The organism is Ruegeria sp. HKCCD4884 (genome assembly GCF_013110855.1).
In the GTDB taxonomy this organism is placed as follows: Bacteria; Pseudomonadota; Alphaproteobacteria; order Rhodobacterales; family Rhodobacteraceae; genus Ruegeria.
The window spans coordinates 423,827-448,423 of sequence record NZ_WVRJ01000001.1 but is presented as its reverse complement, the minus strand read 5'-3'; the positions used below and the strand labels follow the sequence as shown (position 1 = coordinate 448,423).

General features: G+C 56.7%; 31 protein-coding genes, 1 tRNA gene and 1 other RNA gene. 16 read left to right on the top strand and 17 right to left on the bottom strand.

Features of this window, described 5'->3' with window-relative positions:
- Complete coding sequence (locus GS636_RS02200) at positions 1–777, top strand: squalene/phytoene synthase family protein (protein ID WP_171668318.1); 777 nt, start codon at positions 1–3, stop codon at positions 775–777.
- On the opposite strand, the gene GS636_RS02195 is transcribed toward GS636_RS02200, so the two are convergent.
- Positions 778–2,004 carry an MFS transporter gene (locus GS636_RS02195; RefSeq protein WP_171090209.1) on the bottom strand — a complete coding sequence of 409 codons (1,227 nt, stop codon included), beginning with the start codon at positions 2,002–2,004 and terminating at the stop codon, positions 778–780.
- 97 nt (positions 2,005–2,101) lie between these two features.
- On the opposite strand from GS636_RS02195, the gene GS636_RS02190 reads away from it, so the two are divergent.
- From GS636_RS02190 to GS636_RS02180, 3 genes are read left to right on the top strand one after another with little or no spacing between them, the layout of a single operon-like run.
- The gene (locus GS636_RS02190; RefSeq protein ID WP_171668317.1) at positions 2,102–2,734 is read left to right on the top strand and encodes a DNA-3-methyladenine glycosylase; all 633 of its coding nucleotides are present in this window, start codon (positions 2,102–2,104) and stop codon (positions 2,732–2,734) included.
- Positions 2,731–3,396, top strand: coding sequence for an alpha/beta hydrolase (locus GS636_RS02185; RefSeq protein ID WP_171183335.1), 666 nt, complete (start codon positions 2,731–2,733; stop codon positions 3,394–3,396). Before GS636_RS02190 ends, GS636_RS02185 begins: the two co-directional genes overlap by 4 nt.
- A gap of 2 nt (positions 3,397–3,398) precedes the next feature.
- Entirely contained in the window at positions 3,399–3,887 is a 489-nt protein-coding gene (locus GS636_RS02180) for an N-acetyltransferase family protein (protein ID WP_371808681.1), read from the top strand.
- Here the strand turns inward: GS636_RS02180 and GS636_RS02175 are convergent.
- Both GS636_RS02175 and GS636_RS02170 read right to left on the bottom strand, forming a co-directional pair.
- Complete coding sequence (locus GS636_RS02175) at positions 3,884–4,309, bottom strand: VOC family protein (protein WP_171090205.1); 426 nt, start codon at positions 4,307–4,309, stop codon at positions 3,884–3,886. The two genes, GS636_RS02180 and GS636_RS02175, sit on opposite strands and share 4 nt — an antisense overlap.
- 32 nt (positions 4,310–4,341) lie before the next feature.
- A complete protein-coding gene (locus GS636_RS02170; RefSeq protein ID WP_171668315.1) occupies positions 4,342–4,947 on the bottom strand; it encodes an rRNA large subunit pseudouridine synthase E in 606 nt (201 codons plus the stop codon).
- A gap of 213 nt (positions 4,948–5,160) precedes the next feature.
- On the opposite strand from GS636_RS02170, the gene GS636_RS02165 reads away from it, so the two are divergent.
- Positions 5,161–5,748: an HNH endonuclease gene (locus GS636_RS02165; RefSeq protein ID WP_171090203.1), complete on the top strand. Its 588-nt coding sequence runs from the start codon at positions 5,161–5,163 to the stop codon at positions 5,746–5,748.
- Here the strand turns inward: GS636_RS02165 and GS636_RS02160 are convergent.
- Positions 5,745–6,212 (bottom strand): disulfide bond formation protein B, encoded by a 468-nt coding sequence (locus tag GS636_RS02160; RefSeq protein ID WP_171668284.1) that lies wholly within the window; start codon positions 6,210–6,212, stop codon positions 5,745–5,747. The two genes, GS636_RS02165 and GS636_RS02160, sit on opposite strands and share 4 nt — an antisense overlap.
- Positions 6,209–6,787 (bottom strand): YqaA family protein, encoded by a 579-nt coding sequence (locus GS636_RS02155; protein WP_171090199.1) that lies wholly within the window; start codon positions 6,785–6,787, stop codon positions 6,209–6,211. The genes GS636_RS02160 and GS636_RS02155 overlap by 4 nt, the downstream gene beginning before the upstream one ends.
- A gap of 147 nt (positions 6,788–6,934) precedes the next feature.
- On the opposite strand from GS636_RS02155, the gene GS636_RS02150 reads away from it, so the two are divergent.
- Positions 6,935–7,020 (top strand) — tRNA-Leu (locus GS636_RS02150).
- A 286-nt stretch (positions 7,021–7,306) separates the two neighbouring features.
- Here GS636_RS02150 and GS636_RS02145 read toward each other — a convergent pair.
- The 3 genes from GS636_RS02145 to fumC are packed head-to-tail and all read right to left on the bottom strand — an operon-like array spanning position 7,307 to position 9,095.
- Positions 7,307–7,528, bottom strand: a complete 222-nt coding sequence (locus tag GS636_RS02145; RefSeq protein ID WP_171668283.1) for a ribbon-helix-helix domain-containing protein — start codon at positions 7,526–7,528, stop codon at positions 7,307–7,309.
- A complete protein-coding gene (locus GS636_RS02140) occupies positions 7,525–7,701 on the bottom strand; it encodes a DUF4169 family protein (protein ID WP_171090194.1) in 177 nt (58 codons plus the stop codon). Before GS636_RS02140 ends, GS636_RS02145 begins: the two co-directional genes overlap by 4 nt.
- Positions 7,701–9,095: a class II fumarate hydratase gene (gene fumC, locus GS636_RS02135; protein WP_171183327.1), complete on the bottom strand. Its 1,395-nt coding sequence runs from the start codon at positions 9,093–9,095 to the stop codon at positions 7,701–7,703. The genes GS636_RS02140 and fumC overlap by 1 nt, the downstream gene beginning before the upstream one ends.
- Before the next feature lie 207 nt (positions 9,096–9,302).
- On the opposite strand from fumC, the gene GS636_RS02130 reads away from it, so the two are divergent.
- Positions 9,303–9,866, top strand: coding sequence for a hypothetical protein (locus tag GS636_RS02130; protein WP_171090191.1), 564 nt, complete (start codon positions 9,303–9,305; stop codon positions 9,864–9,866).
- Positions 9,867–9,892: 26 nt separating this feature from the next.
- Here GS636_RS02130 and GS636_RS02125 read toward each other — a convergent pair whose 3' ends face one another.
- From GS636_RS02125 to GS636_RS02085, 9 genes are all read right to left on the bottom strand, one after another.
- Positions 9,893–10,351 (bottom strand): SspB family protein, encoded by a 459-nt coding sequence (locus GS636_RS02125; RefSeq protein ID WP_171090189.1) that lies wholly within the window; start codon positions 10,349–10,351, stop codon positions 9,893–9,895.
- Positions 10,352–10,427: 76 nt separating this feature from the next.
- Positions 10,428–11,693: a chromate efflux transporter gene (gene chrA, locus GS636_RS02120; protein ID WP_171668282.1), complete on the bottom strand. Its 1,266-nt coding sequence runs from the start codon at positions 11,691–11,693 to the stop codon at positions 10,428–10,430.
- Between the two features lie 224 nt (positions 11,694–11,917).
- Complete coding sequence (locus tag GS636_RS02115) at positions 11,918–12,349, bottom strand: ester cyclase (protein WP_171183320.1); 432 nt, start codon at positions 12,347–12,349, stop codon at positions 11,918–11,920.
- Between the two features lie 100 nt (positions 12,350–12,449).
- Positions 12,450–12,797, bottom strand: a transfer-messenger RNA (tmRNA) gene (ssrA, locus tag GS636_RS02110).
- 36 nt (positions 12,798–12,833) lie between these two features.
- Positions 12,834–13,196, bottom strand: coding sequence for a DUF4345 family protein (locus GS636_RS02105; protein WP_171090183.1), 363 nt, complete (start codon positions 13,194–13,196; stop codon positions 12,834–12,836).
- Between the two features lie 17 nt (positions 13,197–13,213).
- A complete protein-coding gene (locus GS636_RS02100; RefSeq protein WP_171668281.1) occupies positions 13,214–13,864 on the bottom strand; it encodes a TenA family protein in 651 nt (216 codons plus the stop codon).
- Positions 13,865–13,923: 59 nt separating this feature from the next.
- A complete protein-coding gene (locus GS636_RS02095; RefSeq protein WP_171090179.1) occupies positions 13,924–14,577 on the bottom strand; it encodes a hypothetical protein in 654 nt (217 codons plus the stop codon).
- Positions 14,578–14,590: 13 nt separating this feature from the next.
- A complete protein-coding gene (locus GS636_RS02090) occupies positions 14,591–15,991 on the bottom strand; it encodes a selenium-binding protein SBP56-related protein (protein ID WP_171668280.1) in 1,401 nt (466 codons plus the stop codon).
- Positions 15,992–16,105: 114 nt separating this feature from the next.
- Positions 16,106–16,837 carry a FadR/GntR family transcriptional regulator gene (locus tag GS636_RS02085; RefSeq protein WP_171668279.1) on the bottom strand — a complete coding sequence of 244 codons (732 nt, stop codon included), beginning with the start codon at positions 16,835–16,837 and terminating at the stop codon, positions 16,106–16,108.
- Positions 16,838–16,952: 115 nt separating this feature from the next.
- Between GS636_RS02085 and GS636_RS02080 the strand changes: the two genes are divergently transcribed.
- The 9 genes from GS636_RS02080 (at position 16,953) to dxr (ending at position 24,593) form a co-directional block, all read left to right on the top strand.
- Entirely contained in the window at positions 16,953–17,717 is a 765-nt protein-coding gene (locus GS636_RS02080; protein WP_171668314.1) for a DUF2182 domain-containing protein, read from the top strand.
- Positions 17,718–17,721: 4 nt separating this feature from the next.
- Positions 17,722–18,426 (top strand): DUF1326 domain-containing protein, encoded by a 705-nt coding sequence (locus tag GS636_RS02075; protein WP_171668278.1) that lies wholly within the window; start codon positions 17,722–17,724, stop codon positions 18,424–18,426.
- A complete protein-coding gene (locus GS636_RS02070; protein ID WP_171668277.1) occupies positions 18,426–18,953 on the top strand; it encodes a DinB family protein in 528 nt (175 codons plus the stop codon). Before GS636_RS02075 ends, GS636_RS02070 begins: the two co-directional genes overlap by 1 nt.
- Positions 18,954–20,057, top strand: a complete 1,104-nt coding sequence (locus GS636_RS02065; protein ID WP_171668276.1) for a dimethylsulfoniopropionate demethylase — start codon at positions 18,954–18,956, stop codon at positions 20,055–20,057.
- A 104-nt stretch (positions 20,058–20,161) separates the two neighbouring features.
- Positions 20,162–21,157: an acryloyl-CoA reductase gene (gene acuI / locus GS636_RS02060; protein ID WP_171668275.1), complete on the top strand. Its 996-nt coding sequence runs from the start codon at positions 20,162–20,164 to the stop codon at positions 21,155–21,157.
- Between the two features lie 180 nt (positions 21,158–21,337).
- The gene (gene frr / locus GS636_RS02055; protein ID WP_171090164.1) at positions 21,338–21,901 is read left to right on the top strand and encodes a ribosome recycling factor; all 564 of its coding nucleotides are present in this window, start codon (positions 21,338–21,340) and stop codon (positions 21,899–21,901) included.
- Positions 21,902–21,910: 9 nt separating this feature from the next.
- Complete coding sequence (locus GS636_RS02050; RefSeq protein ID WP_171090161.1) at positions 21,911–22,642, top strand: isoprenyl transferase; 732 nt, start codon at positions 21,911–21,913, stop codon at positions 22,640–22,642.
- Positions 22,639–23,421 carry a phosphatidate cytidylyltransferase gene (locus GS636_RS02045; protein WP_171668274.1) on the top strand — a complete coding sequence of 261 codons (783 nt, stop codon included), beginning with the start codon at positions 22,639–22,641 and terminating at the stop codon, positions 23,419–23,421. The genes GS636_RS02050 and GS636_RS02045 overlap by 4 nt, the downstream gene beginning before the upstream one ends.
- Complete coding sequence (dxr, locus tag GS636_RS02040) at positions 23,421–24,593, top strand: 1-deoxy-D-xylulose-5-phosphate reductoisomerase (protein WP_171668273.1); 1,173 nt, start codon at positions 23,421–23,423, stop codon at positions 24,591–24,593. Before GS636_RS02045 ends, dxr begins: the two co-directional genes overlap by 1 nt.
- Positions 24,594–24,597 lie beyond the last annotated feature (4 nt).

The window sequence follows — 24,597 nt, the reverse complement described above, 5'->3', positions numbered from 1 at the left end:
GTGGTCTTTGACGACGACGTCAAAGCCTGTGCCGCGCTGGTACAACGGGCTGATCCTGACCGATTCCGTGCCGCAATGGCAGCCCCAGTGGCGGCCCGCGCCCTTCTGTTCCCGATTTATGCGCTGAATGTCGAAGTGGCGCGCGCGCCCTGGGTCACACAGGAACCGATGATAGCCGAGATGCGGCTGCAATGGTGGCGCGATGCCCTACAGGAAATTGCCGAAGGTACCACCGTTCGACGGCATGAAGTTGTAACACCTTTGTCTCGTGTGCTGTCGCCGCATCTGGCTGGCGTCTTGGATGAATACGTGGCCGTAAGGCGTTGGGATATATACCGTGATCCGTTTGAAGATCAGGGACACTTTGATGCCTATATCAACCACAGTTCAGGGTCTTTGTTTTTGGCTTCCGCTCAGACGCTGGGGGTGGCGGATGAAGATGTTCTGCGCGACTTTGGTTATGCGGTCGGTGTTGCAAACTGGCTTCGCGCGATCCCCGAACTGGAAAACAGGGGGCGAGTTCCCTTGTTGGATGGCACTCCTGATGGGGTGCGTGCCCTTGCACAAACTGCGCTGGAGCGATTGAACAAGGCCAGAGCAAACCCGGCTGCGATTTCTGCCGAAGCCCGTCCAGCACTGACCGCAGGGTCGCTGGCGGGCTGGGTGTTGAAACAAGCTGCTGCGCGGCCTGAGCGTGTTGCGTCTGGCACTTTGATACCGGGCGAAATGCGGCAACGCTTGTCCCTGATGTGGACGGTCAGCAGCGGGCGCTGGTGATCAGGCCCGTTCCGGGTCGGCGGGACGCAGCACCAGCCACAGCAACGCGCCGCCCGCCAGCGTGAGAAGTGGCACCATAGCCAGATTCACGGCCGTCCAGCCTTCGATCGCAGAGCCGCCCGAGCAGTTCATCAACCCGCCTGAGGCCAGCGAAGCCAATGTGACACCTCCGAAAACCAGCAGGTCGTTCAGGCCCTGCATCCGGCCACGCTCTTGCGGGTCATGCGAGTCTGCCAGCATCGTGGTTGCGCCGATGAAGCCAAAGTTCCAACCGACGCCCAGAAGAACCAGCGCGAGGAAGAAGTTCCCAAGTTCAACCCCTTGCAAGGCAACAACCCCGGCGCTTGCCAAAATGGCAAGGCCCAGCGCCACGATCTTCTCAACCCCGAAACGGGCGATCAGATGACCGGTAAAGAAACTTGGGATGTACATGGCCAACACATGGCTTGTAACGATATCCGCTGCGTCGTTGGCCGAGAATCCACACCCAACGACGGCCAGCGGGGTCGAGGTCATCACAAGATTCATCAGGGCGTAAGACACCATCGCACAGATAATCGCCACAGCGATACGCGGCGTTTTCAACAACTCAAGCCGAGAACGTCCTTTGGGTTCGTTCTCAGTGGGTTTTGGCGGCGTTGGGATGTCGAGAAAGAAGAACAGGGCAGAGCCCAGAACGTTGATCCCGATCACAGCCAGATAGGTGCCGAGAAACGGGATGACATAGGCCTGAGAGGTGAGTTTCACGATTTGCGGACCAATGATCGCCGCAGCCAAGCCACCGGCCATGACATAGGAGATAGCCTTGGGGCGATAGGCGTCCGACGCTGTGTCCGCAGCGGCGAAACGATAGAACCCGTGTGCGCTCATGTAGATGCCAGTCAGCAGACTGCCGACTAGAAAGACGGGGAAAGACCCAAGGAACAGGCCATATGCGCCCACAAGCCCCCCCAATGCGCCCGCAGTTGCACCGACAAGGAACCCCGCGCGCCGGCCCCAGCGCTGCATTATGGCTGAGATCGGCGTCGCCGCCAGCATGGATCCCAGAACAATCAGGGAAATGGGCAACGTCGCAAGGCACGGGTTCGAGGCCAGCGACTGGCCTGCCAGCCCGCCGACAATGAACATCATCGGCATTTGTGCGCCCAGAACGGCCTGTGCGGCCACCAAAACGGCCACGTTACGCTTGGCCTGACGGTCATCTGGAGCTGTTGAGGTCATTGTCATGGGCGAATGGTTATCGGCTAAGCGTTTGGGGCACAAGCGACTTGCATCTGCGGCACATGCGCCTAACGTGCCGATGAACGCCGAGCAGGGAGGTCGCATGTCCGAAGGTCGTATTATCGAAACCAACGATTGCGTGGCAGAAGGGGCCGAATGGTTGGCTCAAGCCTGCCCGCGCATGGCGTATGCGATCGAACAGACTGGCCCTTTGCCCCTGCGCCGCCGTCCGGATGGCTTTGCGCAATTACTCAGTGCAATTGTCAGCCAGCAGGTCAGCGTGGCATCGGCGCGTGCGATCTGGAAAAGGTTGCAGGACGCGAAACTGACCGGTCCGCGCAAGATCATGTGGGCCACGGATGAGGATCTGCGCGCTGCGGGCTTGAGCCGCCAAAAGATCCGCTATGCAAGGGCGCTGGCTGAGGCGCGTATTGACTTCAAATCGTTGCGCGAAGCGTCTGACGCCGAGGTTGTTGAAACTTTGACACAAGTGTCCGGCATCGGCGTCTGGACGGCCGAGATCTATGCAATGTTTTCCCTGGGCCGCGCCGACGTGATCGCACCCGGCGATCTGGCGCTGCAAGAAGCCGCGCGTGTCCTCTATGACCTGCCCAAACGCCCGACGGACAAGGAACTGCGCCAATTGGCCGAAGCGTGGTCACCCTGGCGGTCGGTTGCGGCGCGGGTTCTGTGGGCCTATTACCGGGTTGATAAACAAAGAGAAGGGATCAGATGACACGGGTTTTGAATGCGCTGAGGAAAGAGCCTGTTTCGGGTGACACGCGATCAGTCGTGGTGTTCGTGCATGGCTATGGCGCAAATGGCGCTGACCTGTTGGGGTTGGCCGATCCGCTGGGCGAGCATCTGCCTGACACACTGTTTGTGGCCCCTGATGCGCCCGAGCAGATTCCGGGAATGCCAAATGGGTTTCAGTGGTTCCCGATTCCGTGGATTGACGGCTCGTCCGAAGAAGAAGCGCGCCGTGGCATGGAAATGGCAGTTGAAGACTTCAACGCTTTTCTGGACGCCCTAATGGTGGACGAAGATGTGCTGCCCGAGCAGGTTGTGCTGTTTGGCTTCAGCCAGGGCACGATGATGAGCCTGCATGTTGCACCACGCCGCGAGGACCCGGTTGCGGGCATCGTCGCCTTTTCTGGCCGGTTGCTGGAACCTGATCTTTTGCCCGACGAAACTGTCAGCCGGATGCCGGTCCTGCTGGTGCATGGAGATGCGGATGATGTCGTGCCGCCACAATCGCTGCCCGAGGCCGCCGAAGCCCTGCAGGCTGCCGATTTCAAAGAGGTCTACGCTCATGTCATGAAAGGTACCGGCCATGGCATTGCCCCGGACGGGCTGAGTGTCGCGCTGGCCTTCATGCGCGACAAGCTGAGTCTGTAGGCGTGATTGCGGTCCGGCCGATGATGCCTGAGGATGTGGCCGCGTCGTGCCGCATCCTCAACCAGATAATCGAGATCGGAGGCACAACGGCGTTCGAAGTTCCATTTTCGGAACCGTTGTTCGCGCAAAGCTATCTGAAGGGCGCAGATAGAATCTGCTGCAATGTCGCGTTGGATGATCAGGGCGAAGTTGCGGGCTTTCAATGGTTGGGTACCCATGACACGTTGCCCGGGTATTGTGCTGACATCGCAACATTTACACGGCGTATCCCCGCACTGCGCGGAGCCGGATGTGCGCTGTTCCATGAAACGGCTAAAGTGGCGGCCTCGCTGGGATTTCGAACAATAAACGCGACGATTCGGGCAGATAATGTTCCGGGTTTAAGCTATTATGAAAAAATGGGTTTCCGGGATTACTCCGTCGCTTATGGTGTCCCGTTGCGCGACGGCACGCCCGTGAACAGAATTTCAAAACGGTTTGAACTGGGCTAGTCCCACAAGTGGCCTTCGGCAAACTCGACTGAGTTTCCAGCCGGGTCACGCACGTACAAAGACCGTGCACCGCTGGGCCAGTCAAATTCGGCGTCCACGGGGATGTTCCAATCCAGCAGGTGTTTGCGCATGGCCGCAATCTCATCGCGTGACAATACAAGACACACATGGCCGGGGCCGCGCGCACCATGAGGTGGGACAGGCATATCAGGGTTTAGAGGCGGCTGTTCTGTTTGGTCGGGGTTAAAGATCAGCAGGACCGACCCGCCAATGCGAAAGAAAACATGGCGATTATCGACACGCTGTATCCGCTCAAGATTCAGAATCTCGCCGTAAAACTGTTCCGCAGCATCCAGATCGTCTGCGTAAAGCGCTGCCTCCAGTATGGCAGAAGGGGCAGGTATATCTGGCGTGAGTTTCATGCCCCAAGTGTAGCAGAGCAGGGCAGGTTTTGTCACCGGCGCGGGCGACGGTCTCGTTTGCGCTGAGGCGCGGCATTCAGCGTCGGCATCGGCAGGCTGTCCCATTGACCGGGCTCTAAATCATCCAGGGTCCAGTCTCCGATGCGATAGCGGATCAGGCGCAGGGTCGGCAGATCCACCGCGGCTGTCATCCGCCGCACCTGCCGGTTCTTGCCCTCGCGGATGGTCAGTTCCAGCCAGCTGTCGGGAACGCTTTTACGCTCTCGGATAGGTGGAATGCGAGGCCAGAGCCCCTCGGGCTCATCAATCTGCCGTACCTTTGCAGGGCGCGTCAGACCATCCTTCAACTCAACCCCGTTGCGCAACGCTTTTAAAGCTGCCTCATCAGGGTTGCCCTCGACCTGAACCCAATAGGTCTTTGCCATCTTGTGCTTTGGATCAGATATCTGGGCTTGCAGTTTTCCGTGATCAGTCAGCAGCATCAAACCTTCGCTGTCACGATCCAAACGACCAGCGGGATAAACGCCGGGCAGGTCGATGAAATCGGACAGCGTGCTGCGCGGGCTTTCGGCATTGGCGCGGTCGGTGAACTGCGGCAGCACGTCATACGGTTTGTTGAAGCGAATGAACGAGGACATGACCCGCGCATAGCCCGAAGGACGCACCCGACGCAAGCTGTGGATAAGTGTCACGTACCTGTCACAGATTCGGCTTACCCAGTCTGCGACATATTGTGGAAACTCAGGGCTTGTCAGAGTTTTAACACGATATATAGTTATCTTAAGGCCGGGGCGGGTGCTCCCCGCTCTGGTGTCACAAACGGGCAGCTGAGAGCGAGGAGCGATTCTGTGATGGACGGAGATTTCAGGACCGAATTTGTAAGAGAGCCGGGTATGCTCAAACAACACCCGGCCTTGGTTTTGAACGCCGATTACCGCCCCTTGTCCTACTACCCGCTGTCCTTGTGGCCCTGGCAAGAGGCGATCAAAGCGGCTTGGCTGGATCGGGTCGACATCGTGGCCGAATATGACGAGGTCGTCCGAAGCCCGAGCACCGAGATCCGAATACCCTCGGTCGTTGTATTGAAAGACTATGTAAAACCCAGAAAGCGCGTGGCCTTCACGCGCTTTAATTTATTTTTGCGGGATGAATTCCGCTGCCAGTACTGCGGCAGCCGCGATAACCTGACATTTGACCATGTGGTGCCGCGCGCGGCAGGCGGCGTGACCAGTTGGCAGAACGTGGTGGCGGCCTGTAGCCCCTGCAACCTGCGTAAAGGGTCCAAATCGCTGCGTCAGGCGGGGATGACATTGCGCAAGCCGCCACGTCAACCTGATGCTGAGGCGCTGCGCAATATCGGGCGGAAATTCCCGCCGAACCATTTGCACGAAAGCTGGATCGACTTTCTGTATTGGGATGCGGAACTGGACGAGTTTTAAGCGCGCGCCCGCCAGGCCGCGATCCAGATCAGCATCAGCACAGCCGAGGCGATGGCATTCCAGCCTGCCATCGAGATGCCGAGCATCTCCCACGGGATTTCGTCACAGCGCACCAGTGGCGCGTTCATGATCTGATCGAACAGATCGTCGTTGCTCAGTCCGCTGATATCGCCCGACGTACATGTGCTGGGGCCTTCCCACCAGCCTTGCTCAACACCGGCATGAAAGGCCCCGATGGCACCCGTTGTTGCAGCAGCTGCTGCGCCCAGCAGCGGCAGGATACCAAATCTTGGCAAGGCCAGCGCCGCCACGCCAATCACAACAGCCACCGCATGGGGGTAACGCTGCCAGATGCACATTTTGCAGGGTGCAAGCCCGCCCAAATACTGGAATCCCCACGCGCCCAAAAGCAGGGCTGCTGAGCCAATCGTGGCGAGGGCCACAAGTACGGATTTTTTTGTCATAGATATTTAACCGCCACGAACCCGCCAAAAAGAAGGATGATGAACAGCGTGAACATAAGGCCCAGACGCTTTTCGATAAAGTCCCGGATCGGCTCGCCGAAGCCCCAAAGCAGGCCGGCAACCAGAAAGAATCGCATGGCGCGCGCCAAAATCGACGTGGCGATGAACGTGCCCAGCGGCATTCCGGTCCAGCCGGACATGATGGTGATGACCTTGTAGGGGAAGGGCGTCACACCCGCGGCCAGCACAGCCCAGAACCCGAAATCGTTGAATCGGGTGTTGAATTCTTCCATCGCGTGCGCCTTGCCCATGGATTCTAGAATGGGCTGACCGATGCTTTCATAGAAGAACGCGCCAATCGCATAACCCAGCATCCCGCCTAAAACCGAAGCCACCAGCGCAACGGTTGCAATCAACCAGGCGCGTGACGGGCGGGCCAGAATCATCGGGATCATCAGGACGTCAGGGGGAATCGGAAAAAACGAGCTTTCAATGAAGGCGACAATGGCCAAGGCCCACAGGGCATGAGGGTGTTCGGCCAGACGAATGGTCCAGTCATAAAGCGATCGTAACATATACAGTACTCAAATCCCGTTTGCGGCCCCAAGAAGGCAAACCATGCACCTGACGGACCGTCAACCGCCCAGATTGAAACAAATGGAATATGGGATGTTTTTTGCCTCTGGACCTTCCTGCGCTTGGGCGCTAATCCAGTGTCCGTGGCCCAAGTGGCGGAATGGTAGACGCAGGGGATTCAAAATCCCCCGCCTTCACGGGCGTGAGAGTTCGAGTCTCTCCTTGGGCACCACATTTTCTGTGAATCTGGTATTTGTGTTTCGCGATCAGGTGGTTGCGTCGTTTTGTTGGCATGGCTTTTGATGCTGCAGCCTTGAGACGCGCGACTATTCTGCCTTGCGAATACTTGGATACAAAAACGAAACGGCGACGATCTGGCGTGGTTTTCTACAACGCCTGAAAACTGAGTGGTCCAAGAAAACGAGTCAGGGGAAATGGGAAACAATTACGGCGCTGCGCTTCAATTGTTCATCGCAAGATTTTAACTTCATGGCCAAAGGCGAAGCCGGGCATATGCCTCAAACCTTGTTCTGATACCATTTCAAAATGAAGACCCGAATGGCCGATGCAAGGCCAGTTTCAGGATCGCGCTCAACATCAATTTCAGCGGCCAAAACATTGATCGGAAGTCTTTTTTCAGCCGCTATGTCGCGGAAAGCTCGCCAGAATTCATCTTCAAGCGACACGGATGTTCGGTGCCCCTTGAGAGTCAGAGAGCGTTTGATTGGGCGGCCGCTCATTCGTCTAATTCGCGCTTGTCGAGGTCACGCTTCAGCTTGTCCTGTTCAAACTTGGCGATTTCTTTCTCGGCCTTGGTGCGGCCGAATGCGACAGCATTCTGATCCGCGCGGGCTTTCTTTTCAGCCCGCGCTTTTTCTTTACGATACCGGTTCAGGTTAACCGGCTTGCCCATCAGTCTTTTGGACCAATCATCTGCTCGGGGCGGACGACGGCGTCAAAGGTTGCTTCGTCCACAAAGCCCAGCGCGATGGCCTCTTCCTTGAGGGTTGTGCCATTCTTATGCGCCGTCTTGGCAACTGTTGTGGCGTTGTCGTAACCGATAGTCGGCGCCAGCGCTGTGACCAACATCAGTGATTCCTTCATCAGCTTGTCGATGCGCGGTTCGTTGGCTTTGATGCCCATCAGCATCCGCTCAGTAAAGCTGTCAGAAGCATCGCCCAACAGCTGGATCGACTGCAGCAGGTTGTAAGACATCATCGGGTTGTAAACATTCAGCTCGAAATGACCCTGGCTACCTGCGAAAGTCATCGCGGCGTTGTTGCCCATCACGTGGGCGGCGACCTGGGTCAACGCTTCGGCCTGTGTGGGGTTTACCTTGCCGGGCATGATCGACGAACCGGGCTCGTTCTCGGGCAGAATCAGTTCGCCCAGACCCGACCGCGGGCCCGAGCCCAGGAAACGAATGTCGTTGGCGATCTTGTAGCAACTGCCCGCAATCGTCGCCAAAGCGCCTGACAGGAAGACCATCGCGTCATGGGCGGCGAGTGCCTCGAACTTGTTCGGTGCGGTGACGAAAGGCAGGCCGGTAATATCAGCCATGTGGCCTGCGACGGCCTCGCCCCAGCCGTGTTGGGTGTTAAGCCCTGTACCAACTGCGGTACCGCCTTGCGCCAGCTCGTAAATCCCAGGCATGGCTGCATGAACACGGGCAATACCCTGGCGAATCTGATGGGCGTAACCGCTGAATTCCTGTCCCAGCGTCAGAGGCGTCGCGTCCTGCGTGTGGGTCCGACCGATCTTGATGATGTCTTTGAACTCTTCGGCCTTGTGTTCCAGCCCCGAGGCAAGTTTCTCGAGCCCCGGAAGCAGCACGTCACGCACGCTGGTCGCGGTGGCCACATGCATGGCGGTAGGGAAGGTGTCGTTCGAAGATTGACCCATGTTACAGTGGTCGTTCGGATGCACCGGGTCTTTTGAACCAATCACACCACCCAGGATTTCGATGGCGCGGTTTGCGATGACCTCGTTCGAGTTCATGTTTGACTGCGTGCCCGAGCCGGTCTGCCAGACAACCAGTGGGAAGTTGTCATCAAACTTGCCCTCGATCACTTCACCAGCGGCTTGAATGATCGCGTCGGCAATTTTTGCATCCAGTTTGCCGGTGGCTTTGTTCTGCATTGCGCAGGCTTTTTTGATCACGCCCAGCGCGCGGACGATGGCGACGGGCTGTTTTTCCCAACCGATGGGGAAATTCATGATCGAGCGCTGCGTCTGCGCGCCCCAATATTTGTCGGCAGGAACCTCAAGCGGGCCAAAGCTGTCGGATTCGGTGCGGGTCTGAGACATCTGTCACTCCGTCTGGTATGCAGTTGTATGCCGTTTAGCCGCAGCAAAGCCGTGACGCAATCGGCCAGTTGCGCGCACCTTAGCCAGAGGCGTCGCAAAGGTATAGGTGGCGGGGTGCGTCACTTTACTTAAGAAAGCCGGGGAAAGTGCCATTGTGCGTGGGTCTCTGTGAGCTACAATAAGAAGGTGAACGCCGTGGAGGACAAGATGCCAAATTTCCATCGTATTGCGCTTGCAAAAGCCGTCACGATCTTTGCCATTTGCGCATTGTGGCTGTCCGTTTTCAGCGATTCTGCACGGGCTCAGGACATTGCACCTTTTGTGGGGGATTATATTGGGTCTGCTAACGTCGTGGATGCTGATGGCACCTCAACCCCTCGGGACATGAGCGTTTCCATTGTTGAAACCCAAAATGGGTTCAATGTCAGTTGGCGGACCACGACCTACAAGTTGGACGGGCGCGTCAAGGAACAGAAGTTTTCTATCGACTTTGTGCCCTCGGGCCGCGGGGATTTGTTTTCGGCCGCAATGAAGCGCAATGTCTTTGGCCACGAAGTGCCGTTGGACCCGATGAAAGGGGAACCGTTTGTCTGGGGTCGAATCGTGGGGGATACGATGACCGTGTTTTCTTTGTTCATCGATCAGGATGGCGGGTACGAACTGCAGCAATTTGATCGAACGCTTGCAGAAGGCGGGCTGAACCTGTCCTTTTCGCGTTTCATAGACGGTGTAAAATCCCGGTCAGTCGAAACATTTCTGCAAAAGAAATAACCCCGCGCGCGGCGGGGTTGATGTGGTTATTTCCGGAAGCTGTCGAGTGAAACCACGTCTGCGTCGTGATGTGGCTCTTCTTCTTCGACTTCTATCGACTCTTCCATGATATGATCATCGTCTAACTCACCCTCGGGGCTTTCAAAGCGCAGGCCAAATTCAACAGACGGATCCACGAAGGTCTTGATCGCGGCATAGGGGATGTACAGCGGTTCAGGCGCGTCGCCGAAATTCAGGGTTATGGCAAAACCGGATTCGCCGACTTCAAGGTTTTCGAACCAGTGCTGCATGACGATAGTCATTTCTTCCGGATACCGTTCACGCAACCAGTCAGCGATGTCTACACCGTCCTCGCGCGTGTCGAAGGTGATAAAGAAATGATGCGCTCCGGGTAAGCCGGTTTCGGAAACATCCGTCAGCACTTTCTTAATGAGCCCGCGCATGGCGGAGTGCATCAGGTTGCCGTAATCGATGCCTTGCGACATGTGTGATCCTCAAAAGTGGTTATGCCCAGCATAGGGCTTTTGTTCGGAAACGAAAGGGCAGGTATGGCCGGATTGATCATATAGTGTGTGCGGCCAGCCCGGCGACAGACATCAGGGCCAACACGGTGCCCATCCCCAATTTCAGTCTAAAAATCAAGGCCCCAGCCAGAATAGTCAAACCCAAAGCGGTGAAATCCATTTGCGAAAGTTGCGGCGTGGGTATTGCCAGTGGGCCCCAGGATATGTGGGGAACTGATTCGAATAGAACGTTCAGGGCAAACCACACGGAAAGGTTGAGAATCACTCCGACAACAGCAGCGGTGATGCTGTGAAGGGCGGCCGACAGGCGCGGTCGCGCAGCCAGCCGGTCAAGGTACGGGGCGGCCAGGAAGATCCACAGGAAGCACGGCACAAAAGTTGCCCAAAGAGCGACCGCGCCGGCCGCCAAAGCCAGGCCAAAGCCTCCGCTCAACTCTCCCGCAAGCATTGCGACAAACTGAGTGACCAGAATCAAAGGGCCGGGTGTGGTTTCCGCAAGGCCCAATCCGTCGATCATCTGGTCAGTGCTGATCCAGTGATACTGATCCACAACCGTCTGGGTCATATAGGCGAGTACAGCATAAGCACCACCAAATGTGACGACGGCCAACCGTGCGAAAAACCAGCCCAAATCGCTCAGCAATTGGTGTCCGCTTATGGTCAATGCAACCAAGGGACCAAGCCAAAGAGGTAACCAAACAGCGATGGTTCGCAGGGATGGCTTCAGGTGCGACGGCTGGTTCGGCTCATATGGTTCCGTCGGGCCTCGGAAAGTCGCGTATCCCCAAAATGCGGCCGCAAAGATGATCAGCGGGAAGGGGAGGTTCAGCAGGAAAATGCTAAGGAATGAGAGTGCGGCGACGACGTAGTGGTCTTTGTCCGTCAAAGCTTTGCGCGAAAGGTTGCGCAGCGCTTGCAAGACAATCACGATGACTGTTGCCTTGACGCCGATGAAGGCCGATTGCACCAATGGAAGGTCTCCAAACGCAGAGTAGAGCGCGACCAAAACAGCGATGACTATTGCGCCGGGCAAGACAAACAAGCTGCCAGCGATCAGCCCCCCGGAAACCCCACGCAAACGCCATCCGGCGTAAGTGGCCAATTGCATGGCTTCTGGACCCGGCAGCAACATGCACAGTGACAAGGCACGCAGGTAGGTTTGCTCATCCAGCCATGGTCTGCGTTCGACCAGTTCCTGATGCATCAGAGATATCTGCGCCGCTGGTCCGCCAAAGGACAGCAACCCGATCCTGCCAAAGACGCGAATTAACTCTGGGACCGAGGGCGTCACGGAACCGTTCATGCTGTATGGCCCAAAAGCTCAGACTGGTTCCAGAATTTGGAAGTGTCGAAGGCAGCCAAAAGCACTAAGACTTGCTGTTCAATGTCGGGTGGCCAAGTCACAACATTTAATCCTGCAAGTCCCGAAAGATGCGAAACTTGCGGCACCGCCTTGGGGTGTTCGCATTTGGACCCCTTGGCGCTTGCTAACGTGCAAGCGCAATTGGGGTCAAGATTGCTTTGGGTTCAGGCCCAGTCCAGACGTTGACCTGTCATGCACACGGGCAGTGTGTCGGATGGAAATTGGCCTAACTCTTCAAAGAACGAGATGAAATCAAAGTGATTGTAGGCCTCAACCATCTTGTCGCCTTTGAACCGCGCCATGACCTGTCCCGTGACCTCCAAAGGCGCGCCGTTGTCGGCGCGGAAGGTGCGAACATTCAAAATCGCTGACACCCAATCCCCGTTTTCGATGATCTTGGGCAGTTCAACCTTGATGTCGCCCAGGATATGGCGGAACGCGGTGACCAGGTCGCGGAAATCATCTGCACCAACTTGCATTTCGGGGATCAGCCCTTCGGCCATCGTTTCCGGCGCAAAATATTGATCGATTGCCTCGGTATTTCCGTTTTCCCAAACTTCGGAATACCACGCCCTGAGTATCTCTGAATTTGTCATCCCAGCTCTCCTGTCCAAGTGAGGGCACGATGACAGGCAGGAATGAACAAACTCTGAATGTGCCCTAAAAAAGGGAATAAGGTCAGACATGTCAGGTAATAATGCAGGTTTCTGTTGCCAGGTACCTGCGAACCCCGCCTTACGCGGCTAGGCGCAAGGGCTTAGATTTCGGTCTTGTTACTGCTTACGCAGCAACTGCAACCGGAGCACGATTGTCGTTTGCAATTGTACTAGTTTCGCCGATAACGGTGGCAGACAGCCGAGACAAAGCTAACCCCTTTAGACGTTCGTCGATCCTGTTTCGGCCCCAAAATCCCCAAACGAAGGATGGTTGGTGGAGCCGCCGGGTACCGCCCCCGGGTCCGATCCGCTTATTACGAGCGCGTTTATGTCCATAGTCCCGAAGGACATTCCATATATAGGTGAGGTGATGGTTAGATGCAAACTCAGATTGCACCTCAATCAACCCAATAGTCTCAGTTGGTTAGGTTGTTTTATTAAAGTTTGCAGCAATCAGCCAAACGGCCAGAACCAGTTCGATTCCCCCAAAGATCATCGCCTTGGCCAACGGCGGATTGTCCAGCGCGACCGATACAAATCGGCCTAACGCTGCCCCCGAATAGACGACGCCCAGCATGACATAGGCCATCGGATTGTTCAGCCAGATAACGGCGATTCCGGTGACGACAAACAGACCTCCGACCGAGGCGCGCATCTCTGACAAGCCCATCGTGCTGTTGGTCGGGGCCAGATCAAGAGCCGAGGCAGTGTGGGCCGGGGCCAGAAACCCAAACGCGCCAAACCCGATAGTCAGCAACGCAGCAATCACGTTCAGAGTTGTGACCATTCCGGCCCCCTTATGGTTCACGCCGCGTAGGCGGCGTCAAAGAAATCACGTTCCAGTTCGACTGCGCGATGGAACAATCGCGTGACCTCGGCCTGTTCAGCCGCATCCAACGTCGGCCAAACCTTATCCAGCTGTCCACGCAGATATTCGACCACGCTTTCAAACCCTTCGCCCGCATGTAGCGTGATCCATTCGGCAAACCAGAAGGGCAGGTTGTCTTTGGGTGGGTTTTCCGGGCTGGCCCAACTCAGATAGACCCATTCGGCCACGACCAGCACGGCCAGCATGTTCTGATAACGGCCCGAGGCCACGGCCTCGGCCATCAGGTCCTGAAACGCCCGTGTGGCGGGGGTGGGTTCTGTGCTGGGTTTTGTACCCAAAGCGTCCATCGCGCGCAGGAAATAAGTGTTCTCGGGGCCTGTGATCACCGCGAGAAACTGCGCCGCTGGTACGCTGTCTGCAAGGGTCGGAGCGTGCGCGATGGCACTGGCAAGCAAGCGCACAAATCCGTCCACGAACTGATAATCCTGTTGAAGGTACCAGCGCATTTTGTCCTCGGGCAGGGTGCCGTCGGACAGCTCGCGCGTAAAGGCGTGGGAGGTGGCGGCTTGCCAGTCATCACTTCTGCCCAGACGCAGCATTTCAGTCGGGCGGGTTTGGTCCAGCATTCGGAAACTCCGTTTTTGTCTTGCCGCAGACAAAGCGCGTTTCAAATCAAAGTACAAGATCAACCAAGCGCTGACCAAAGACCAAGGCCGCCAACCAATATCAGACTTAGCGCCCAGATGAGCTCAAGATTGAACCAACTGCGCGACAGAACCTGCAGGCCCAGCCAACGATAGACGGCAAAAGCCAGCAGACCTCCGCCCAGAACCATGGCGGCTGTGTGCAGCGCGGCGACACCCAGAACCAGTAGTGTGTTTGTTGTCATGATCTGGGATATCGCTTGATGGCCAGCGTCCAGTTCATCTACGGCACACAGCCCCAGATAGATCGGAACCAGCATCAGGGCGGCCCCATGCGCAAGGGCCACCAGAAACGACCATAGAGCCAGTTTGCTGGGGGGAATCCTTGACAGAAAACGGGGATGGCGGCGGGTGATTGCGATGAACAACCCCATCGCGATGACGATCAGCGCGGCACCAATTCGGATTTCCTTTTGATAGTCGACCAGAACCGCCATCAGCGCAAAGGGCAGCAGCACTCCCAACATGGCCACAAAATGCCCGCCCGCCAAAGCCGCCAGTGCTTGCCAAAGCGCGGATTGGCGCTGCTCCATCAGCGCGGAAGAGACCGCCAGCGGCCAGCCCATGCCAGGGTTCAGGCCGTGATAGGCGCCGCTCAGAACAACGGCCAGCCAGAGGCCAGCCGTTGATGTCATCAAAACGTCCAACTCAGACCGAGGGGTAGCAGAAGCTGTCGGTTGAACAGTCTCCGCCCTCTAGCCGGATTTGGTGGCTGCGGTAGCCGTCGGGGAACTCGACCCAGAAATTCGGATCCAGCGTCAGTCCACCGCTCTCTCCAACATCGGCCTTGACCATGGCCGCGCCGCCTTCGCCCGGATAGAATTGATCGTCCCAGGTGGAATAGAGCGAGTTGGTCCAATAGACGCGTTTGCCGTCACGGCTGATTTCAACCATTTGCGGACCGTAACCAAAACTCTGGCCATTTGGATGCTTGGTTTTCTTAACGATCCCCCCGATTTCAACCATACCAGCCAGCTTGGGGTTCATTGGGTCCGACACATCGTATTGATGCATCTCACCGGTGCCCCAGCACGAGACGTAGAGGTATTTGTCATCCAGGCTCAGGTCGATGTCAGTGACCAACGGTGGCACCGCCGAAAACCCTTTGAGCAGATCTGGCAGATCATCGGGATCGGCTGGTTGCGGATCGATGGTGATGGTTTTCTTGGCCTCGAATGTGCCGTCATCATTGCGCCACCAGGTGAAGATCGCACCTTGAAGGTTGGTGGTATCTACAACAACCCCACAGAACCCGTACTGCTTGACCGGGTCATGGGCCGGGCGGATTTCCAGTGCCATCTGGTGGTTTTCACCTAGATCGATGGTCTGGATATTGGTCCGGTTACGCAGGTTCCAGAAATGGATGCGGTGACCGTATTTGTTCGAAAGCAAGTCTTCGGCCACTATCCCGTTTTCGAACTGAGGCGGCAGACCCCATTCAGAACTGACCATGTAATCGCGCGGCAGGTTCCACCAGAAATCATAATGCTTGTCCTGCACACCGCGCTCGATCTCATAGCGGCCGATGATCTCAAAGCTCTCACAATCCATAATGAAGATGCCCGGAGGACCATCAGTGCCGTCCGCGCCACCGCCGCCCAGCGTGCTGACATAGATACCCTCAGGCCCGCAATGGATTGTGTGTGGGCGGGAATATCCAGTCTTGGCAAAGACTTCTTCGGGTTCGATGATCTTGTGAATCTTCGCCTCAAGTGGGTTTTTAACGTCGATGACGTAAATCCGGCTGGATCGAATGCCGGGGATGATCAGATAGCGCCGCTCCAGAAAGGCGTGCCCGGTCAACGGTGACAGGGCGGACGAGCAGGCATTCCATCCGAAATGGTGAAACTCATCTCCTTTCTCAGGCATGATCACCTGATGAACTATTTTTCCGAAATCGTCGGATGTTGGATCGACATTCACAACCGCCAACCCGTCTGGTTGCGAAAAATCCGGGCTAAGCATCAAGGTGAAAGCAAGCGTTTCAGTAGGCCCCTCCATCGCGAGCTTGGCGGATGGGTAAAAGGTTGGGTCCGGTCTAGTGTTCATAACGTCCTCCCGTAAGTCATTGATCTTCAATTCGTATTGAGAGTTCCGGTCTTGGCGCCGGATGACATTCTGCCTGCTCGTCTTCCTTTCGTTGCCTGAGCGCGCATTGGGCGCTTAAGCTGGTTTGCGTTTACGCTCGGCCACGTCCTGCGCCAATTGGCGGGTGTAGTGTTCCAGATCGTTCAGCGCGGCGTCCACGGTTTCGGCGTCCTGCGATTCAAGCGCGTCAACTATTCTGCTGTGCAACGCTATGATTTCTTCACGAGACCGCGCGGTGAAAGTGATCATGTTCATCAGGGGTTGCATCGCCTCGACCGCCCCCGCCAATTGATACGACAGGACAGGGTTTCCAGCCCCATCCACCAAGGCACGGTGAAAGGTCACGTCAGATGCACAAAACGCTTCGTCAGTCAGACCCGGTTGAGATTGACGAAATATCTCGGCCCGCATGGTGGCCAATTGATCTGCGGTGCGTCGCTGCGCGGACAAAGGCGCACAAGCTCTTTCCAAAGCATAACGCGCCTCGCAAGCGGTATCAAAGCTGACCGCGTTCATCGACAACAGCAGGGTCGAGGTTGTGACCTGCTGGGAATAGGCGTCTTCAAAACTCAGCCGATTTACAAACGCGCCGCCCGATGCCCCACGCTGTGTGCGGATCAGGGATTGCGCCGCCAATCGTTTTAACGCTTCACGCACGGTTGGACGCGACACCTGAAATTGTTCTGACAACTCGGCCTCAGACGGCAAGCGGGCATCCACGATCAACTCACCTGACACAATCGCGTCCCGAATGGCTTGAGCGATCTGAGCGGACAGGTCAGCGGTTTTCCGGGGCGCGGTTTTCATGTTCAGAGGACCTTGGGCAAATTTTTATTTGTCTGACATTTAAAAGTCTGACATTTGAAAAGCAAGGGAGTTGAGTCGGGAGGCCGAAGTGAGTCGTACGTGGCTGCGCAGCGGAATGTGGCTGGGCTTTTATGTCCTGATCCTGTGGGCGTGGTGGGTTATGTTCTCGATGAGCCGGGACATGGACCTTGATCTGATAGGTCGCCCCGGACCCATGGGACAGACCATGGCGGCCATGGATCCGCGCATGGACATGTATATGCCCATGGCCGAGTTCGGGCCGTTGTTTTCAATGTGGGCGATCATGATGGCGGCGATGATGCTGCCGACACTTGTACCAACCCTGCGCAGCTATGATGACCTAATCCGCAGCGCAAATGGTAGCCGCGCAGGCTGGCTGGGCGTTCTGGCGGGGTACTGGTTCGTTTGGGTCGGATTTGCGGCTCTGATCACCGGGATTCAACTGATTTTGCTGTTTGGCGGTGTGGTCGATATGCTGGGCATCGCCAAGTCTGGCTGGGTTGCGGGCGGATTGATGATCGCAGTGGGGGCCTTTCAGTTCACCCGCGTGAAAGAGGTCTGCCACGGCGTTTGCCATGCTCCGATGACCTATTTTCTGGGCCATTGGAAAACCGGTTTCGCAGGCGGTGTTCGCATGGGTTTGGGCCTGGGCGCGTTTTGCGTGGGCTGCTGCTGGGGTTTCATGGTGCTGGGATTCGTGGGTGGTGTCATGAGCTTGTTGTGGATGGGTCTTGCAACACTGTTCATGGTTTTGGAAAAACTCCCACAAATCGGGCACGCGATAACGCGGCCTATGGGGTTTGCACTGATTGCGGGTGGTCTGGTCCTGCTCGTCTATCCAGTTAGTTACGGAGGTTAAGCCAATGGCAAAAAACAGAAAACCAGAAGCTGATCGGTTACCTATCAGTCAACGGATCGACAGCCGGATGCCTAACCCCAAGCGGCGCGAAATGAGCCCAACGGATTGGTCGATCAAAGGCGAATTGATCCTGAACTGTTCGTGCGATGTTTTCTGTCCTTGCGTGGTGTCGTTAGGTGCGCACCCTCCGACCGAGGGCCATTGCCATGCCTGGATGGGCGTCATCATCGATGAAGGGCATTACGAGGGCGAAGATCTGTCGGGGCTGAATGTCGGTCTGTTGGTCGATATTCCGGGCCGAATGGGCGAAGGCCAGTGGAAAGTGGCGGCTTATGTAGACGAACGTGCCAGTGGCAAGGCGTATAACGGGCTGCTGCAAATCTTCAGCGGGCAGGCGGGCGGAACCACCGGGCTGTTCACCATGCTGGTGAGTGAGATCATCGGGGCCGAGCGCGCGCCCGTTCAGATCGAAAGAGACGGCACCAAGCGCCGCATCATGATTGGCCGAAAAATACAGGGCGAGATTGAGATGCTGGGCGGTAAAGACCCAGAGCATCCCGTCATGGTGTCGAACTCGAAATACTGGATGGGCCCCGATATTATTGTGGCCCGCGGCACCAAGTCCAAAGTACGTGACTATGGCCGGGTCTGGGACTTTGGCGGTAAGTCGGCCGAGATTTGTCCAATTGACTGGCATGGGCCCAAGTAATGATCTCCGGTGCATATGCGCGTGAGTTGGCGCAATACAATCATTGGAAAAACAAGCAGTTGGCGGAGTTTCTACAAGCATTGACTCATGAGGAACTGGTCCTTGAACGCGGAGCGTTTTTCGGGTCGATCCTGGGAACAGCCAACCATTTGCTCTGGGGGGATTGGATCTGGATGTCTCGCTTTGAAAAGGCAGATGGACCGGAAAGCAACATTCACCGAACGGGCGGTGGAATTCATGAAAGCGTGTATCTGTGCCCCGACCTGTCCGCATGGCTGCCCCTGCGAGAAAAGATTGACGCCCGCATCATCCGATGGGCTGACAGGTTGGGGGATGAACCTCTGACGGGTCCGTTCACGTGGTATTCAGCCGCGAAAGAGGCTGACATTACTTTGCCTTATGCGCGCTGCGTCATCCATATGTTCAATCATCAAACTCACCACCGGGGACAAGTGCACAAGATGCTGACCGAGGCGGGATCTGAAGCGCCGGTCAGCGATCTAGTCTTCATGCCGCAGGAGGATTGAATGCCGCAAATATCTCCTTCGCGCCGTCTGAGGCGCACGCCATTCTCGGATGGGGTCGAAGCTGCTGGGGTCAAAGGATATACGGTATATAACCGTATGTTATTGCCTACTGTTTTCGAAAGCGTTGAGGCTGACTATCGGCATTTGAAGACCCATGTGCAGGTGTGGGATGTGGCCTGTGAACGGCAGGTCGAACTGCGCGGGCCGGATGCTGCTCGGCTGATGCAGATGCTAACCCCGCGCGATTTGCGGGGGATGTTGCCGGGCCAGTGTTTCTATGTGCCGATCGTTGATGAGACCGGTGGAATGCTGAATGATCCGGTGGCCGTGAAACTGTCTGAAGATCGGTGGTGGATTTCGATTGCTGACAGTGACCTGTTGCTATGGGTCAAAGGGATCGCCGTCGGATACCGTTTGGATGTGTTGGTTGACGAGCCGGATGTATCTCCGCTTGCGGTTCAGGGCCCCAAGGCAGATGAGCTTATGGCGCGCGTTTTTGGCGACCGCGTTCGGGACATCCGGTTCTTCAGGTTCGATATGTTCGAGTTTGAGGGGCGCGATCTGGCAATTGCGCGTTCGGGTTATTCCAAACAGGGCGGGTTTGAAATCTATGTTGAGGGCAGCGAGATCGGCATGCCCCTTTGGAACGCGTTGTTTGCAGCAGGCGAAGACCTTCAGGTGCGCGCTGGCTGTCCGAACCTGATCGAACGGATCGAGAGCGGTTTGTTGTCTTATGGCAATGACATGACCGACGACAACACGCCGCACGAATGTGGGTTGGGCAAATTCTGCAACACCAACACCGCAATTGGGTGCATTGGGCGCGACGCGTTGCTGCGCGTGGCGAAAGAGGGGCCGATTCAGCAAATCCGACCTATCGCGATTGCGGGCGACCCTGTTCCGGGTTGTGATCGACCCTTGGGCCTTTACGCGGACGGAAAGTGGGTTGGGCAGGTAACGTCGGCCGCCTGGTCACCGGATTTCAAGACCAATGTGGCTATTGGAATGGTGCGGTTGAGCCATTGGGATGCGGGAACGGAACTGGATATCGAGGTGCCGGGCGGGATGCGGCGCGCAACTGTGCAGTCGCATTTCTGGATTTAACACGAGGGTTGGGGGCGCTGCCCCCGTCGCTGCGCGACACCCCCGAGGTATTTTGGGCCAGGTGAAGGACTGGTCTGGTCAAGGTAACACGAAAGGATTTGAGAATGTTCAATGCGTTGGTGATGGACAAGGACGAAGAGAGCGGCTTGGCGAGTGCATCGGTCAAGCAGCTTTCATTGGATGATCTTCCACATGGAGAGGTCACCGTGGCGGTGGAATTTTCAACCGTGAATTATAAGGACGGTCTGTGCCTGTCACCCAAAGGGGGTGGGCTGGTGCGAGCTTATCCGCATGTGCCGGGTATCGATTACGCCGGTACGGTCGAAGCCTCGTCAGAAGAGCGATACAAACCCGGTGACAAGGTCGTTCTGACCGGTTGGCGTGTGGGCGAGGCGCATTGGGGCGGCTATTCTCAGAAAGCCAATGCGCGGGCGGACTGGCTGGTGCCGCTGCCCGACGGGCTGGATGCACGTCAGGCCATGGCTGTGGGTACGGCTGGGTTTACGGCCATGCTTGCGGTTATGGCGTTGGAAGATCACGGGCTGACCCCGGATCGGGGACCGGTTCTGGTGACGGGCGCTGCAGGTGGTGTTGGGTCGGTGGCCACAGCCATTCTGGGCAATCTGGGGTACGAGGTGGCGGCTGTGACCGGGCGCCCCGAAACCGGTGATTATTTGAAATCGCTTGGCGCGACAACGATTGTGCCCCGCGAAGAGTTGAATGAAACCACCAAGCGCCCGTTGGAAAGTGAAACCTGGGCTGGCTGTGTAGACGCAGTGGGCGGAGATATGTTGGCGCGTGTTCTGGGGCAGATGAAATACGGCTGCTCGGTTGCTGCCGTCGGTTTGGCCGGAGGCGCGGCCCTGCCTGCGACTGTGATTCCATTCCTATTGCGGGGCGTGAACCTGTTGGGCATCGACAGCGTGATGCAGCCTTACGACAACCGACTGCGCGCGTGGCAGCGGATCGCGACCGATCTGCCGATGGACAAACTGGAGGCGATGGTTCAGCCAGCCGCTTTGTCAGATCTTCCGCAGCTTGGTGCGGATATTCTGAAGGGTCAGGTCAAAGGTCGCGTTGTTGTTGATGTTAACGCCTGAAGTTGACGCGTACTGTATCCTCGGGCGGGCGTGCCTGGCCGAGGATCGGATCGGAGTTGGTACAAAATGGTCGCAACACCTCTGGCCATTGATACAATTCCTGACCATGATTGCTATACATCCCAATTACGATGGCGTAAGACCCATCCAAAGAGTACCTGAAAACGGGGAGTGAGCAGCATGTCTGACGACTTCGAACTGGACACCGATGATCTCAAGCGCCGCATGGATGGCGCCATGGCCAATCTGAAAACTGAATTTGCCTCGCTGCGTACGGGACGGGCTTCGGCATCTATGCTCGAGCCTGTCATGGTTGACGCCTATGGCTCACTGACTCCGATCAACCAGGTGGGGACGGTGAACGTGCCCGAACCGCGGATGGTGACTGTAAATGTCTGGGATAAGTCATTGGTTGGTAAAGTGGAAAAGGCCATTCGCGAAAGTGGGCTTGGTATCAACCCTCAGCTGAATGGCACAATCATCATGTTGCCGATCCCGGAACTCAACGAAGAACGTCGGCGCGAGCTTGGCAAGGTTGCGGGGCAATATGCGGAAAGTGCTCGGGTTTCGATCCGTAACGTGCGCCGCGACGGTATGGACCAGATCAAGAAGGCCAAGGCGGACGGGATGTCGGAAGATGACCAGAAGCTTTGGGAAAGCGAAGTTCAGGATCTGACCGATGACATGATCAAGGCCGTCGACGCCGCACTTGAGACCAAGCAATCTGAAATCATGCAGGTCTGAGCTGGTTTGATGCCCAAAGATCCCCAAACCGATCCGGTTTCCGGCCCGCGCCACGTCGCTATCATTATGGATGGCAACGGTCGTTGGGCACAGGCGCGTGGCCGTCCCAGACTGTTTGGTCATCACGCAGGTGCACGGCGTGTCCGCGAGGTGGTAGAGGCCTGCCCGGGATTGGGGATCAAATATCTCACAGTGTTTGCGTTTTCGACCGAGAACTGGAAACGAACACAGGTTGAGGTCGCGGGCCTGATGAGCCTGTTTCGTCGATACATCATCAAGGAAACCCGAACTCTCGCCGACAATGGAATTCGCGTGCGGTTCATCGGTGATCGGGTCCGTCTGGATTCAAAACTGACCGAGCTGATGGATTCTCTGGAACAGGAAACGAAGGACAACGACCTTGTTCATTTGACCGTAGCGTTGAATTACGGTGGTCGGGATGAGGTTGCACGCGCTACTAAACGGCTGGCGCGTGATGTTGCCGAAGGGCGTTTGAAGCCTGAAGAGGTAGATGAAGAAACGCTGCCTAAGTATCTAGATACGCGCGTTCTTCCGGATCCGGATCTTGTTATTCGTACCAGTGGCGAAGCGCGGATCTCTAACTTTCTTTTGTGGCAGTCTGCGTATTCGGAATACGAATTCATTGATACACTATGGCCGGATTTCACAGCAGCCGAACTGGAAGCGTTGTGCCGCAACTACGGCTCCAGAGAGCGTCGGTTCGGAGCGGTGCTGGCATGAGCGAAGGCCGATGGTCTGACCTGACAGCACGGGTTCTTTCTGCTGCGGTTCTGGTTCTGATTGGCGCGGTCGAGGTATGGCTGGGCGGTATCTGGTTCGAGATTTTTATCGCGGTGGCCTGTGGTCTAATGACCTGGGAACTGGTTCGGATGATTGAGCCGAACAGCCAGAGCACGGGAATTCAGTTGGGCATCCTGACAAGCGCTGCGGTTCTGCTCAGTTATCATGTGCCACCGCTGTACACATTGCCTGTTGTTGTCGCGCCTGCATTGGTGGGTATGGGGCAGATGAGCCGGTCGAAAATTCTGTACGGGCTGTTTGCAGTTTGGATCGTCGGGGCCGGGTTGGGTTTTATCTCGATCCGCGAAAATTTCGGCTTTGGCTGGATGGTGTGGTTGATCGCCGTGGTCGTGGCCACGGATGTCGCTGGTTACTTCGTCGGCAAAACAATCGGCGGTCCCAAGTTCTGGCCCAGGGTCAGCCCGAAGAAAACGTGGTCGGGAACCGCAGGTGGATGGGCTGCAGCGGCCTGTGTAGGGATCGCCTTTGCAACCCATGCCGGTTTCGGATTCGCCTTTGTCGTTGTTTCGGTGCTGGCTTCAATGGCAAGTCAGATCGGTGATATTATCGAAAGCGCGGTCAAACGTAAGTTTGGCGTCAAAGACAGTTCAAATCTGATCCCGGGCCACGGTGGCTTTCTGGATCGCTTCGACGGCATGATGGGCGCTGCGTTGTTTGTTCTGATCGCAGGGCTGATTTACGCGCCAGGTGGGATGTAATGCGCAAAGTAACTGTTCTGGGGGCCACAGGATCGATTGGGCAAAATACAATTGATCTGATCGCACGCGCGCCAGACGACTACGACGTCGTGGCTCTGACCGGTGGTGCGAATATTCAGCAATTGGCCGACGATGCGCGCCGCCTTGGGGCCAATCTGGCCGTGACAGCGCATGAAGAAAAGTTGGACGACCTGAGCAGTGCACTTGCAGGTAGCGGCGTGGAAGTGGCGGCTGGGTCGCGTGCCATTGCCGAGGCCGCGGCGCGCCCGGCGGACTGGGTTATGTCGGCCATTGTAGGTTCAGCGGGCCTTGCGCCGGGGATTGAAGCGCTCAAACAAGGGGCGACGCTGGCGCTTGCCAATAAGGAAACGCTGGTTTGCGCCGGGTCATTGGTTCTGGAAACAGCCAAGGCCCATAACGCGCGGTTGCTGCCCGTCGACAGCGAGCATTCGGCCGTGTTTCAGGCACTGGTCGGTGAAGACATCGATGCGGTCGAGCGCGTGATCATTACGGCAAGCGGCGGAGCCTTTCGGGACTGGCCGCTGGAAGATCTGGCCAATGCAACGGTTGAACAAGCGTCCAGCCACCCGAATTGGGACATGGGCCAACGCATTACAATCGACAGTGCGTCCATGTTCAACAAGGCGCTGGAAGTCATAGAAACCAAAGAATACTTTTCGGTCTCCCCGACGCAGATCGAAGTTGTGGTGCATCCGGAATCCATCGTGCATGCGATGGTTGGATACCGGGATGGGGCGGTGATTGCCCATTTGGGCGCACCCGACATGCGCCACGCCATTGGCTATGCCTTGCATTGGCCCCAGCGCCGCAACCTTCCTGTGGAACGGCTTGATCTTACGAAACTGGGCCAACTGAACTTCAAGTCGCCGGACCTAACACGGTATCCTGCACTGAAACTGGCATGGGATGTCATGGATCGCGGCGGTTTGGCGGGCTCGGTATTCAATGCTGCAAAAGAACGGGCGCTGGACCATTTCATTGCTCGTCATATCTCATTTACGGATATGGCCGATGCAGTTGCTGCCGTTCTCGACCGATTTGATGCATCAGACGGCCTTATTGATGCCGAGATGACCCTTGATAACGTGCAGAAAACGGACCATTTGGCACGTCAATGGGTCGATGACACCGTGGTGGAACGAGCAGGATAGAATT